The sequence below is a fragment of the Flavobacterium sp. KKT103 genome, assembly GCF_055640565.1.
Window position 1 is genome coordinate 921,111 of record NZ_CM145766.1, and the last position, 13,255, is coordinate 934,365.

Genomic DNA, 13,255 nt, shown 5'->3' on the forward strand with positions numbered 1-13,255 from the left:
AAAACTTAGGATGGCCTCATATTTAAACTTTTAAATAAAAAATGCCTATTACAATGAATTGAAATAGGCATTTTACATCTTAAGATTTTAAATTTAATCTAAAACTTTATATAACTTATCTGATAACCGAATTCTAAATGGTAATTGAAACGTACAAACATCTCCTGCAACTGCCTTATCAGCCTTTACGTCATTTACTTGCATTTCAGTAATGACTAATTGTTGTTCACCAGTAGTCATTCCTTTAATCATAATCGTGTCTCCTACTTTGATTTCGTTTTCTTCGATAGAGAACTGACCAATGCTTGGTTTTGGATAAAAATGAGTACCACTACCAATGTACTGTTTTTTGATTTTTGGTGCTTTTTTAGCCAAAGCTTTCGATTTGGTTAAGTCCACCAAATTAGGAACTGATGCTAACGGATCAAGGTTGGCTTCTCTATTTTTAAAAGTCAACACATCTGATTTTCCTTTTTTGAAGATTTTATTCCCGTTTTTCACGCCACGACGAATCGCTTTTTGCTCCTCTTCTGGTAAGTGAATCACGTCTACGCAGTCTTGTGAACAGCATCCTTGCATCGCTTGAGCGCAGTCTTCACACTGAATAAACAATAAATGACAGCCTTCGTTAATGCAATTGGTATGTACATCACAAGGTTTACCACATTGGTGGCATTGGGATACGATATCGTCCGTGATTCTTTCGCCTAAGCGGTGGTCAAACACAAAGTTTTTACCAATAAACTTACTCTCTAAATTCTCCTCCTTGATTTGTTTGGCGTAATTAATAATTCCGCCTTCCAGTTGGTATACATTTTTAAAACCTTGGTGTTTAAAATAAGCCGAAGCCTTTTCACAACGAATTCCTCCGGTGCAATACATAACCAAGTTTTTGTCTTCTTTAAAATCTTTTAGTTGTTCGTTGATAATTGGCAATGATTCTCTAAAAGTATCCACATCAGGAGTGATAGCCCCTTTAAAATAGCCTATTTCACTCTCGTAGTGATTTCTAAAATCAACTACAATCGTATTGGGGTCGTCTAGAATAGTGTTGAATTCCTTCGCTTTCAAGTGCACGCCAATGTTGGTCACATCAAAAGTATCGTCATTCAAACCATCGGCAACAATTTTGTCACGTACTTTAATCGTCAGTTTCAAGAACGAGTGATCGTCATGTTCCACCGCAATATTCAGTCGAATATCTTTCATAAAATCGTAGGCTTCGATTGTATCTTTAAAAGCATAGAAATTATCTGCCGGAAGTGATAACTGAGCGTTAATTCCCTCTTTGGCTACATAAATTCGACCAAGAACCACTAGCGGGTCCCAAGCGCGGAATAAATCGTTACGAAATTGTGTTGGATCTTGAATTTGCGCATAAGCATAGAACGACAAAGTAAGTCTCTGTTTTCCCGCATCATCAATCATGATGGCTCTTTCTTCTGCGCTTAAAGTGTTATACAGTTGCATGCTATAAACGGTTTAAGTGTAAAAAATTATTTTTGCAAAAGTAGGGAAAAGTAGCAGAGTTTCAAAGTAGCAGAGTTTCAAAGTAAAGTAATTCCTTAAAGATTTTTAATTTGCGAATTTGCGGTATTTTTCAGGAGCTTCTTTTAGTTTTCCTTGTTCGTATAAAGCTGGTAAGTCTTTTTTGGGAGCGTCAGAGTTTCAGAGCGTCAGAGTTTCAGAGTAAAGTAATTCCTTAAAGATTTTTAATTTGCGAATTTGCGGTATTTTTCAGGAGCTACTTCCAGCTATCCGCTCTATCTCTTGTGTTCGCTATCGCTACCACAAGAGGATGCCGCTGCTATCTGGGCTACTTTCGACGACTACTGCTAATAAGCTATTTTTTTAGTTTTTAATTACGAACCACGTTTTCAGTCAGGATTTTAGAAGCTTCTTTTAGTTTTCCATGTTCGTATAAAGCTGCTAAATCTTTTAAAGGAGTTTTTAGTGGAGCTTCATAATTGATGTAATCTTGAAAAGTTACTCCATCAACTACTCGGGTGTTGAATGCCGCTCTAAATCGGGCGCCACCACCATTAACTTGGTAGTTATAAGCTAAATAATCAATTTTATGAGTGGCTTTATTGATCCAATAGTGGTACTCGTCATCAAAATCTTTTCCACCGCCGTTTTGACCAAAGGTTACTTTAATCACATCATAACTCATCCCTTTTATTGTCGTTTCCTCAATAAACTCTTTGTTTACAGATGCATCCTGTAATTTGTAAGGTAGTGTAGCAAAATAAATAACGGAGTTTAACGATTCGCCGTATTTTGCAGCCTCTTCTCGACTTAAATTCAGCTTCTTTGAGTTGATAAAACGACTAAAATCATTGTTGATCAGTACATCTTTTACTAGTGAATCCCCTTTTTGTACTTCAGATGAATATTCGTAATTGTTGGCGTCATTTTTAAAACGGTATTTTTTATCTCTAAAAGTAAATGAATAATCGGCTTTAGCGTATAAATCACCACCATGCGCTTCAATCGCAAGATTTACAATCGAATCTGCTTTTGAGAGCGGTTTAGCCATTTCGGTAGTTTCTTTTTTAACAATGTCGTCCTGATTTTCTTTTTTAGAATTACAAGAAATAATAACGGCCGCTAAAACGCAAAGTGTAAGTATCGATTTTTTCATTTTATAAAAATATTGTTTTTTGTAGGGAACCAAAAACAGATGCTGATTTTTGTGTAAAGTTTAACTTTGGAGAAGTTGATAGATTGCCAATTCTGTTTTTTAAAAAAAATGAGGAGATAGGATTCGAACGGTAACAGGGAAATAGTAGTTATAATTCGTCTATTTCATTCATTTTATAGAGTTTGAATTCGACGTCCATCTCCTTAGCATATTCCTCGATTGTTTGTTTGAAACCTGCTTTTTGCCTTCTGATATTTACAGATTCAGCATTTTTAATTGGCCATATAAAATAAATCCACTTACCTTCTTTATTTGCCATACCCTTTATTTGGGTTCCGTATTTCTGCTCAATTCCTTTATACATCATGTTTCGATCTTCCATAAGAGCTAATGAAACGGCGGTTAAGTCACCGTTTTTAACAGCTTTTCTAATCAGTGGAAGATATTGATCTACTTTTTGTGAATGTTGTAGGACATAAAAGACCGCTTTGTTGGCCTTTTCGCCATTAATTAGTTTGCTTGGATACCCATTTGCAGCAATAATAGATTCTACAGTTTTTAAATTGGTACTATCAATTTGCTTCATTAAATTGAACCTTTTATTGCCTTCTAAATCATTTGCTGTGATTTTCATTTCGGCAATTAATTGTGCTTTTCTTTCTGGAGTTATACTATTGTTTAGAAGTTCACGTATTCCTTGATCTTTAACTAAAATTGATTCTAGTTCCATTGTAATTTTATGTTCTAGTTCGTTTTTATTCAAATCATTGGAATTGTTTTTGTTAATCACACAAGAAAAACTAACGGTTGCTAAAACAGAAAGGATAAGGATCTTTTTTTTCATTTTATAAAATTATTAGTTTTTAAAACAAGTCCAAGCGAATTGCGGTAGTTTATAAAATAATTAACGCAGTTTAGGGCAACCGGCATCAGTAGCCTGTCTGTTTTGGGTTAGAAATGAATGTGTAAATGCTTTATGGTGCGTGTTTTATCATAGTGGCGCTTAATCAATCTAAAACCCTATTAGTTTGAGAAGTATTTTATACTTTTGCACTTTAATTCCAATAATTAGGGAATTGAAGAACTTTGAATATGAAAAAGAAAGTAGAAATTCTTGCTCCCGCTAAAAATTTAGTACAAGGAATTGCCGCGATCAACGCTGGTGCGGATGCGGTTTATATTGGAGCACCTTTGTTTGGTGCTCGTACTAATGCTACAAACTCTGTTGAGGATATTGCCGAAATGGTAAAATATGCTCACTTGTTTAAAGCACAGGTTTTCGTTGTAATCAACACCATTTTGTATGACAATGAATTGGAGCCTTGCCGAAAATTAATTCATCAATTGTATGCCATTGGAGTCGATGCACTAATAGTGCAAGATATGGCAATTATGGAAATGGATTTACCACCAATTGTTATTCATGCGAGTACCCAGGCGAATAATCGTGAACCAAATCACGTCAAGTTTTTAAAGGATATTGGAATGCAGCGTGTAGTACTTGCAAGAGAGCTAAACCTTGACCAAGTAAGAGATATCGCCGCTGCTACTGATGTAGAATTAGAGTTTTTTGTTTCTGGAGCACTATGTGTTTCCTTTAGCGGGAACTGCTACATGAGTATTGCAGGTGGAGAACGCAGTGCCAACCGTGGATCATGTGCTCAAAACTGCCGTTTACCTTATAATTTGATTGATGGAAACGGAACCACTTTGTTGACCGAAAGCCACTTACTTTCCATAAAAGATTTAGATTTAAGTAATCAACTGCCTAGTTTAATCGAAGCAGGAATTACTTCTTTTAAAATCGAAGGACGCTTAAAAGACATTGTTTACGTAAAAAACAACACTTCGTTTCTACGTAAAAAATTAGATGCTTTTCTAGAAAACAATGATAGTTTCCAAAAAGCATCTTCAGGAAGAACCTTTTATAACTTTGAACCTGAAATGGACCGAAGTTTTAACCGCGGATACACCGATTATTTCGTTAATCAACGAAAAGAAAAAATAGGGAATTGGGAAAGCCCAAAGTCACAAGGACAATATATTGGTGCCGTTACGGAGATAAAAGCGAATGGATACGTGATCGAAAATCATGAGCTTTTGAACAACGGTGACGGATTGTATTTTATAAACGAGGAAGGTGTTGCTGATGGAGTACAAATAAATATTATTGTTAATGATATTGTCGTTCCTAATTCGTTTAAAAATATTGCTGTTGGAACGGTGATTTATCGTAATTCTGATGCCGAGTTCAATCGCATTGTTGAAAAAGAAAATGCAGCAGTTCGTAAAATTGGAGTTAGTCTTCGTTTTTCGGAAACACCAACCGGATTTGAGCTTACCGTAGTTGATGAAGACGGACATAAGAGCGTTGCTTCGTTAGTCACTGAAAAAGAAGTTGCGAAAAGTGAAGAATCAGTTATTCCTAATATCAGTAAAAATTTAGCTAAAGTAGGTAACACGCCTTTTATTGTAGATGATATTCAAGTTGAATTCGAAAGCAACTGGTTCTTACCGATCTCGAAAGTAAATGAGGTTCGAAGAACTGCACTAGAGCAATTGATAGATATTCGAATAAAAGACTACCATAGAGAGGAGTTTCAAATCACCAAATCAGATATTCCGTATCCAACTGAAAAATTAGATTTCACCTTTAACGTTTCTAATAAATTAGCTCGTGCTTTTTATAAAAGACATGGTGTAACCGAGATTGAAAAAGCATTCGAATTGCAATGGGATCCTGGAAAAGCTCGTGTCATGACTACCAAGTACTGCGTGAAGTACGAATTAGGAAAATGTGCTCGTTTTCAAAGAGCAACAATGGGAGAAAAGGTTGTAGAGCCGTTGACTTTAAAGCATGGCGATAACGAGTATAAGTTAAAATTCAATTGCAAGCCTTGTGAAATGGAAATTTGGGAAAAAGATGCCGAATTTGAAATTGTAGATCAGGATGAACAATTGGATTATGTGAAGAAACGGTAGTTGATAGCGTTTTTGAACTATAAAATGATTTGAAAACAAGTATATTATAGGCAAACCACAGCAGCAATGTTGTGGTTTTTTTGTTTTTATGAGGATGGAGCAATCTCTTTTTGTTGCTTCTGTTGTTTGGATTCTTACTTCGTCAGAATGACAAATATCAAGGTAGTGTTTTGGTTGCGCTTTTATGCGTTTAGTTTGTTTTTCTGGGGGCGAAAACCCGAGCGCTAGTGATTTGGCGCAGCAATCTCTTTTTGTTGCTTCTGTTGTTTGGATTCTTCCTTAGTCAGAATGATAATTTTTAGTTTTGATGGTTAGACTATACCAGATAGAATTTTAAAATTTATTATTTATTTTAACTCTGTTTTTCAAGTAAACGGCATTGTATAAGCTCCAAGGAATTACAACAATAAGAAGTTTAAAACTTGTTAAATGTATTTTTCCACTTATGAAATAACTAATGCTACTAAATAGTATTGGGAGCACGATGGATACAATCAAAATTGCAGCATATATATTCAGGAACGATTTTAATTCTTTTTCAGTCTTGTTTGAATATAGTTTTTCTAACATGTTTTTATTTTGTGGTTTGATTTGCTATGGTGCAGGATGAATTAAACTAGTTTGTACCATTTTTCGTTACTCACTGATTACTTATTCAGTCTTTTATTTTTAGTTATTTCTAGAGATTTTATTGATCCTACAGGAGATATTGTTATATTTTTATTTCCTTTTTCTACATAAAAATAATTAGAGCTGTTTGAGCCAATTAAATATATTTCTTTTGTTTGGTCATCGCCAAAGGTCATTTTATAATTATACGTTAATTCATTGTTGGAAATTTTTTTTGCCACTTTACTACCTTCTCCCCAGCCTATTCCTACAAAAAAGCATAACAAATTAACTGCGATCATTCCAATAAAAACCTTGCTGTAATATGTTTTTACTTCTTCTTCGGTTATATCAGCTAAAGGTTTTTTAGAATTCACTTTTGCTTTGATACTATCTTTATGAAAGTTTTTGGAAATATATAAACCTATTAATAAAAATAAAGAAATAAGTATTATGACCGCTATAAGAAGAAGTGGTGTTGAAGTCAGATCAGCAATTGGACTGATTAAAATATCCATGATGTTTGAATATTTCAAAATATTTATTCCCACTTGGTAATAGTAAATGCTCTCTTTCATTATTCCAAGAACTACTAAGTATGTATACCCAAATGGAATAATTTTTTGTATGATGTCGCTAAGTTTCATTTTTATTTACTGATAGGTATATTGTTAGTAATGTAAATCAAATATACTTATTTTTCCTATATGTAGTATCCTTAGCCCAGATAGCAGTGAAAATCCTTTTTAGGAGCGTTTTTTAGCGACTAAAAAGATTGTAACGAATAGCTGGAAATAGCTCCAAAAAAACCGCAAACTCACAGGGATAATCTGCGAATTTGCGGTAAATAAATTTTGTGTTCTTTACTTTTAAATAAAAGTTTTAACAGTGCTCGTTGTAAGCGTCTTGTAGGTTCTCAGCGATCATTTCAGCTGGACGACCTTCAATGTGGTGACGCTCTAACATGTGTACTAATTCTCCGTTTTTGAACAACGCCATAGATGGTGATGATGGAGGAAAAGGGAACATTTGTTGTCTTGCTGCATCAACCGCTTCTTTATCAACTCCTGCAAAAACAGTAATTAAATGATCTGGTTTTTTAGCACCATCTAAACTCATTTTAGCTCCTGGACGTGCGTTTCTTGCTGCACAACCACAAACCGAGTTTACTACTACTAATGTTGTTCCTTCTGCTTTTATTGCGTTTTCTACTTCTTGAGCAGTATGTAAATCTTGAAACCCTGCAGTTGTTAATTCAGCTTGCATTGGGAGTACCATGTCTTGTGGATACATATCGTTATATTTTAAATATTAATTTTGAAAGGACAAAGTTACAAAGAATCTACTCAATTACTTATTTTGGATTATAAAGTTTTGTTATAGTTCGATAACTGCTGTACTGTTTAAAAGTACCGTTTAGAATGAAACAATGCCTTTATAAAAAGCCATTTTGGACAGCGTATAATTACGTTTAGGTCTTCTAAAAATGATGTTTCTTCATCTAAAAACTTAAAAATTACCGCCGGACCTCCTTTTTTAAACATTGCCGAGAAGATACTAGAACCCAATTCGTTTTTTCGATCAAGGATATCTAAAAGTAACAAATCATAAAACCAAAACTTTGTTTTGCGATGAAACTGTTGCACGTTTTTACCTTGTTCTAGGAATGCCACCAATCGCGTTGAGTATTTGTCGGAGTTTTTAAAAGTGTAGCCTGTGCTTGCTTTGGTCCAACCTCCAGCGGTTCCAATATTCAATACTTTTTGCGTGTTTTTTTTCCAAAAAGGGTAGCAGGTCATGGGGATACTTCCTTGCTCTTTTTCGATGATTTCATAGTTAGTAACTCCTAATTTCTCGAGGTATTCTTTGATGGCATTTTCATATTCGGCTTTCGCCAAAAGGTCATGTGAAAACAAGGTGTACTCGAGTAACGCTTCGGTTGGGGAAGTAGGTAGTACATACATAAAGCGTGTGTTCCCTTTTTGGGCAACCGAGAAATCCATGAATGTAGCCTGGGCTGGATTAAAAACGGCTTCCTCTGTTTTTACAAACCACCCAATGAAGTGTTGTTGTAAAACGGGAAACTTAGTTTGTGTTTCGGCGGCAGCCTTGCTGTAAATACTATTAAAAACGGTGGAACAGGTGAATTCTGCTTTGTTCGTTGCAACATACACATGGTTTTCTAGCTCGTTAATGTCGGTTACTTTTTCGTTTAAAAAAGTAATGTTGTTTTCTTTTGATAAGGTATTAAACACATAATTGTAAAAATCCAATCCTAAAACGCGGTTGTATTGGTAGGGTTGTAGCGTCAAATCACGACGATAGTTTTCATCAGCGAACAAAGCCGAATCCCATTTTTTAGAGATGATTGGTTCCCAAATGGATTTTTCTTTCGACCAAAAACACCAGGTACGATCATTCGTTTTTTTACTGTTTTCATCCAATAGCAAAATAGTTTTGTTTTTGAATTTTCCTGACAGCACCATTTTGTAGGTTGTCATCAAAGCGGCTAAACCGGAGCCAGTAAAAATGTAATCGTAGTGTTTCATTGTTGTTGTTTCCAATCAAAGATACTTTTATTTGTGTTTTGGTTCATATATCAATCGTAAAAACGTACTAAATCTTTCGGTCTCACGACTTATAGGGATTCCGGTGACGATGCCTATTAGTACATTTTCAGTCACACCAACTCTCATTTGAGGCCTTATGGTCATTTCAAAATTAGAGTGGCTAAGCTCCTTGTTAAATTCGATACCAATAAAATCGCGTGTCCCGCTGATCATGTAATGAAAATTGGAGTTTATCTGCCACGAAGTGCTTCTAAAATTATCCTTAAAATGATGCTCAATTAAGGGTCCTGAATACAATAAGGTATGGAAATTTTGCCCCCATCGTTTGGCCGCTACAAAAAACGGATTATATACATTCCCTCTGAAAATAGTCTCGGTACTAAAATTTTTGGGTGTATTTAATTCAAATTCGTGTATATAGCCAAGCGCTAGAGATATTTTAGATTTTTCAGCCACTAAAAAAGTATACTGCCCCGCCAGTTTTAAACTGTTTAATTGACTTCTGGGTGCTTGGGTATCTTTTTCAATTGGATAGTAAAATGAAAAAGGTAGCTCAATTTCAAAACCTAATCTATCAACTGGTGCAAATTCGTATTCAACTAAAGCGTTGTAACTATCGAAGTTTTTATTGTCCGTGATTCCAAATCCAATGTTCCATTCCTGTTCCCCTTTTCGAGCACCTAGATCTCTAATTAAATCTATAAATAATGGTTCAGCATGTAAGTTTTTAGTTGGTATTATTTTTTGTTCTGTTTCCGCGATGTAAAGGCTATCTTTTTCTTGATTATCTTGCGCATTAGAGCATACAAAAACAAGCATGAAAAAGAAAACCATGTAAATTGTTTTTTTCATTGTTGTAATTTTTGTTAGTGATTAAATTTCTTTGTTGGTATACAAAGACTTAAAATAATTAAAATTACAATTCCGGTGGTGGGTAGGTTATGCCTATAAATGTCTCTTTAATATTCGAGCTAAGAAACTTATGATGCTTTTGAGAAGAAATTGTAGATAAAAATGAAGTAGATGAATCTTGAGGATTATTTACAATAAACTCGAGAGATTTGAATTTTTTTAATGTAAAGCCTTTTTCAGTATCAGGACTGTCTTTTTCAGTGATTGCATTTTCATATCCAAGTACCTTTTCAACTAATATCTCGATGATGCTTTCCTGATTATTTAGAGCTATCCTTTCTGTTTTATTAATACAAAAGTTATCTGTAACATCTACAGATATGTTCAATATATATATTCCAATTACTGTCCAAAAATAACGTACGTATGTACTTTTTCTAATCAAGGCAATCATTTCAGTTTTTCTTATGAAATTTGAATACTGCAACAAAAATAACAGAAATATAAGAGCAGATATTTAAAGGAAAGTTAAAAATACAATTTGTTGTAATCGTTTTAATTAAATTATTTTTTTACCGATAGTGCCGTATTCTGCATTAGAAAAGGGTGTTAGGCTCTTATAATTTGTTGTTTATAGTGTCTCAATAGTATTGATGATGATTTTTATAATGTGAAACCTAAGGTATTTTAAAAACAAGTAATTATTTAAGCTTTTGAAGTATCGGTAGCATTTCCTGAGCGCGAATAACCGAATGCTGCTGAAATAGTATCGATTGATCTGTTCCTAAAATGGTTAAAGTTGGGTAAACAACTTGATTATCTATGGTAGCCAGTGCTGTTGCCAACTCATGAATTCCGGTATTGGTTCCGTTAGGCTTAAAGTAAAAGCTGTGGCCTTGATAGGTAATTGGCTCCTTAGTCTCGGCGTCAAAGGACACGAAGTAAAAATTAGTATTCAAGGCCGCAACGACCTCTTTGTTTTTAAACGTACTGTTTTCCATAAGCTTGCAATAGGTACACCATGAGGTATGGACGAAAACCGCAATAGGTTTTGGGTTCTGTTTTGATAATTGCTCTGCTTCCGCAAAAGTATACCTCTTTAATTGCGCAAAACCAGAAGTGATAACGGTCAACAGAAACAAAAATGTAAGCGCAGTTTTTTTAGTATAGAAGTAAAGCATATGCGATCTGATGTTTTTATAAACGGTTAATTTTAAGTACGATCCCTTCAATTGTGCATCAAATAAGTAAACTTAAATGACTTATATGTTTTAAAAATTATTGAACTAGATAAGTAAACAATTATTTCAAAGTATAACGCAATCCAAAAAATCCACGTATGCCTTGATTGGGTCCATACACATAAGAGGGATCAAAGCTTAAAGCATAAGGGTTATCTGGCGTAGCTTGGACATTTCCATTTCCGTCAAATTGTACATTTCGGTCAAATGGATCGTTTGCTCTTGCGATAATAAATGGATTCCCTCTGTTAGGTGTCCAGTTCAATAGGTTTTTTACACCGCCGTAAATTTCAATATTTTTGAGTTTGTTAAAGGTAAACTGAATATTTTGAATACTCCATGTAGGCGAATATTCCCGTCTTGGATCTAAGTCTCCCAATAATGGCAAACGCATTGGGCCGTAGATATTTCCGGTATAATCAACATCAAGAAATATTGTATTGATGCGGTACGAAATCGCCCAAGTAGCCGAGAATTTTTCGGTTAGTATTTGGTTAGTAGTGATGCCATTTTCTGTTTTGGAAACATCCATATAAGTAGCACCCAGAATCATTTTTAATCCATTATTAAAAACAAAGTCAATATTAGTGCTAATTCCTTTAGTGACTGCTTTTCCGTCTAAATTCCGATAGATAATTTGGTTTGGATTGGTATCATAATCGGGGATGATCGAATTACTAAAACGAGTGTACCAGGCTGAGGTTTCTAGACCAATGAAGTTTCCGTTGCTAGTGTAAATCTTTTTTAGATAATTAATATTGGCGTTAATAGAACGTTCTGGTTTTAAGGTTTCAAGAACAATAACGTCTCTCGACCCTGTTAGTGCGGCGTGTTCTTCGGTAAAAAGATTCACGATTCTAAAACCTGTTCCGGTATTGAAGCGCAATATATTGTTATCATTGATTTTCCATTTATAAGCAAACCTAGGAGTAAATATACTTCCATGATTGTCGTTGTAATCGTAACGGGCACCTAGCAATATTTTATGGTTGTCGTTAAAAGCAATTTCGTCTTGAACAAACAAACTCGGAATCCAGTTTACATCTTCGGTTATTGTTGCAGGGGTATTATCATTGTAGTATTGGTAGCGTAAAGCAGTTCCAAAAAGCAAATCGTGATTACTTATTTTTTTATCCCAAGTCAATTGTCCAAAACCAATGCGCTGTTGGGCTAGATACGGAATGTCTCCGTAAACCGAGTTTTGGTCGTGATCCGTATAAGAGAACGAAAACAACATTTTTTCTACTGTTGGTAATTCGTAGGCACCTAATAACTCCCATCGTTTGGTATAAATACTTTCTCCATATACTTGGTCGCCTCCTCGAAAGCTTTTATTCCACTGCAATTCACCACCCCAGCGGTCTTCATAAAAAAAGCGTCCGGCTACTGATAGTTGCTTGTTACTCTTTCGATTAAAATTCCACTTTTGAAAAACCGAAATGCGGTCTTGTAAAGTCAAATCCGTAAAATTATCGTTGTTGTTGTCAACAGGATTGCTGTAATTAAAATAATTCACACCTGTTAACACTGATGCAGTCTTGCCTATATTTCCTTTAAAACCTAGATCTAAATTGAGTTCGCCATAATCTGTTATAAACGAATCGGCTGAAAACACGGGAGCATTAGTTGGATTTTTGGTAATAATATTGATCAATCCACCTACCGCTTCACTACCGTAAAGCGATGAGGCCGGACCTTTCACAATCTCGATGCGTTCTAAAAGTGAATTCGGTATTCCTGACAGTCCGTACACGGTTGACAATCCACTTACAATTGGCATTCCGTCAATCAACACCAGGGTATACGGACCTTCAAGACCGTTAATGTGAATGTCTCCCGTATTACAAACATTACAGTTGAGTTGCGGACGCACACCATTTACATTTTGCAAAGCCTCAAATATATTGGACGTTGGGTTTTTCTTGAAAAACGTTGGTTTGTATACTTCAACAGGCGCAGGGCTTTCTAAGCGACTAACCGGTTTTAATGTTCCAGTGATTACGATCTCGTCTAGCGTGTTGTTCTCCCGCAACGTAAAATCAAGGGTGGTTTCCGTGCTATCAATAAGCGTAATGCTCCTTTTCTCGGTTCTAAAACCCGTGTAGGAAACTGCAATTTCATAATCTCCGGCCGTTACGTTTTTTAATAAATAGTTGCCTTCATCATCTGTAACTATTGATTTATTGGCTTTTTTAATCAAAATATTGGCTTGTGCCAACGGTAAGCCCTCAGCAGATACTTTTCCTTTTAAAGTCGCTTGTCCAAAACAAAAGGTCGTGCTAATAAGGATAATACCAAGTATAATTTTTTTCACAAGGAAGTGTTTAGTTATTGTTTAAATATAAATTTAGACAAAT

At 35.0% G+C, this 13,255-nt stretch carries 11 protein-coding genes; 1 reads left to right on the forward strand and 10 read right to left on the reverse strand.

Annotated elements, in window-relative coordinates; genetic code table 11:
- Positions 1 to 93 precede the first annotated feature (93 nt).
- The 3 genes from trhO to ACZ2G0_RS04030 all read right to left on the reverse strand — a co-directional run bounded on the left by trhO (position 94) and on the right by ACZ2G0_RS04030 (position 3,488).
- Positions 94 to 1,470, reverse strand: a complete 1,377-nt coding sequence (gene trhO / locus ACZ2G0_RS04020) for an oxygen-dependent tRNA uridine(34) hydroxylase TrhO (RefSeq protein ID WP_470309110.1) — start codon at positions 1,468 to 1,470, stop codon at positions 94 to 96.
- 388 nt (positions 1,471 to 1,858) lie between these two features.
- Positions 1,859 to 2,644, reverse strand: coding sequence for a DUF6503 family protein (locus ACZ2G0_RS04025; RefSeq protein ID WP_470309111.1), 786 nt, complete (start codon positions 2,642 to 2,644; stop codon positions 1,859 to 1,861).
- Positions 2,645 to 2,792: 148 nt separating this feature from the next.
- Positions 2,793 to 3,488 (reverse strand): DUF6624 domain-containing protein, encoded by a 696-nt coding sequence (locus ACZ2G0_RS04030; RefSeq protein ID WP_470309112.1) that lies wholly within the window; start codon positions 3,486 to 3,488, stop codon positions 2,793 to 2,795.
- 248 nt (positions 3,489 to 3,736) lie between these two features.
- Here ACZ2G0_RS04030 and ACZ2G0_RS04035 point away from each other — a divergent pair, with 248 nt between their 5' ends.
- Complete coding sequence (locus ACZ2G0_RS04035; RefSeq protein WP_470309113.1) at positions 3,737 to 5,626, forward strand: peptidase U32 family protein; 1,890 nt, start codon at positions 3,737 to 3,739, stop codon at positions 5,624 to 5,626.
- Positions 5,627 to 6,273: 647 nt separating this feature from the next.
- Here ACZ2G0_RS04035 and ACZ2G0_RS04040 read toward each other — a convergent pair.
- From ACZ2G0_RS04040 to ACZ2G0_RS04070, 7 genes are all read right to left on the reverse strand, one after another.
- Positions 6,274 to 6,882, reverse strand: coding sequence for a hypothetical protein (locus ACZ2G0_RS04040; protein ID WP_470309114.1), 609 nt, complete (start codon positions 6,880 to 6,882; stop codon positions 6,274 to 6,276).
- Between the two features lie 235 nt (positions 6,883 to 7,117).
- Complete coding sequence (locus ACZ2G0_RS04045; RefSeq protein ID WP_300288820.1) at positions 7,118 to 7,528, reverse strand: BrxA/BrxB family bacilliredoxin; 411 nt, start codon at positions 7,526 to 7,528, stop codon at positions 7,118 to 7,120.
- Positions 7,529 to 7,638: 110 nt separating this feature from the next.
- Positions 7,639 to 8,784: a lycopene cyclase family protein gene (locus ACZ2G0_RS04050; protein WP_470309115.1), complete on the reverse strand. Its 1,146-nt coding sequence runs from the start codon at positions 8,782 to 8,784 to the stop codon at positions 7,639 to 7,641.
- Between the two features lie 27 nt (positions 8,785 to 8,811).
- Complete coding sequence (locus tag ACZ2G0_RS04055; protein WP_470309816.1) at positions 8,812 to 9,639, reverse strand: HAEPLYID family protein; 828 nt, start codon at positions 9,637 to 9,639, stop codon at positions 8,812 to 8,814.
- An 82-nt stretch (positions 9,640 to 9,721) separates the two neighbouring features.
- Entirely contained in the window at positions 9,722 to 10,111 is a 390-nt protein-coding gene (locus ACZ2G0_RS04060; protein WP_470309116.1) for a hypothetical protein, read from the reverse strand.
- A 247-nt stretch (positions 10,112 to 10,358) separates the two neighbouring features.
- Positions 10,359 to 10,838: a thioredoxin family protein gene (locus ACZ2G0_RS04065; RefSeq protein WP_470309117.1), complete on the reverse strand. Its 480-nt coding sequence runs from the start codon at positions 10,836 to 10,838 to the stop codon at positions 10,359 to 10,361.
- A gap of 121 nt (positions 10,839 to 10,959) precedes the next feature.
- Positions 10,960 to 13,212 carry a TonB-dependent receptor gene (locus tag ACZ2G0_RS04070; RefSeq protein WP_470309118.1) on the reverse strand — a complete coding sequence of 751 codons (2,253 nt, stop codon included), beginning with the start codon at positions 13,210 to 13,212 and terminating at the stop codon, positions 10,960 to 10,962.
- Positions 13,213 to 13,255: the final 43 nt, after the last annotated feature.

Excerpts from the sequence above, each read along its gene's own strand:
- ACZ2G0_RS04030 (WP_470309112.1), bottom strand. The coding sequence starts at position 3,488 with ATGAAAAAAAAGATCCTTATCCTTTCTGTTTTAGCAACCGTTAGTTTT.
- ACZ2G0_RS04040 (WP_470309114.1), bottom strand. The coding sequence starts at position 6,882 with ATGAAACTTAGCGACATCATACAAAAAATTATTCCATTTGGGTATACA.
- ACZ2G0_RS04050 (WP_470309115.1), bottom strand. The coding sequence starts at position 8,784 with ATGAAACACTACGATTACATTTTTACTGGCTCCGGTTTAGCCGCTTTG.
- ACZ2G0_RS04045 (WP_300288820.1), bottom strand. The coding sequence starts at position 7,528 with ATGTATCCACAAGACATGGTACTCCCAATGCAAGCTGAATTAACAACT.
- ACZ2G0_RS04060 (WP_470309116.1), bottom strand. The coding sequence starts at position 10,111 with ATGATTGCCTTGATTAGAAAAAGTACATACGTACGTTATTTTTGGACA.
- ACZ2G0_RS04055 (WP_470309816.1), bottom strand. The coding sequence starts at position 9,639 with ATGGTTTTCTTTTTCATGCTTGTTTTTGTATGCTCTAATGCGCAAGAT.
- trhO (WP_470309110.1), bottom strand. The coding sequence starts at position 1,470 with ATGCAACTGTATAACACTTTAAGCGCAGAAGAAAGAGCCATCATGATT.
- ACZ2G0_RS04065 (WP_470309117.1), bottom strand. The coding sequence starts at position 10,838 with ATGCTTTACTTCTATACTAAAAAAACTGCGCTTACATTTTTGTTTCTG.
- ACZ2G0_RS04025 (WP_470309111.1), bottom strand. The coding sequence starts at position 2,644 with ATGAAAAAATCGATACTTACACTTTGCGTTTTAGCGGCCGTTATTATT.
- ACZ2G0_RS04035 (WP_470309113.1), top strand. The coding sequence starts at position 3,737 with ATGAAAAAGAAAGTAGAAATTCTTGCTCCCGCTAAAAATTTAGTACAA.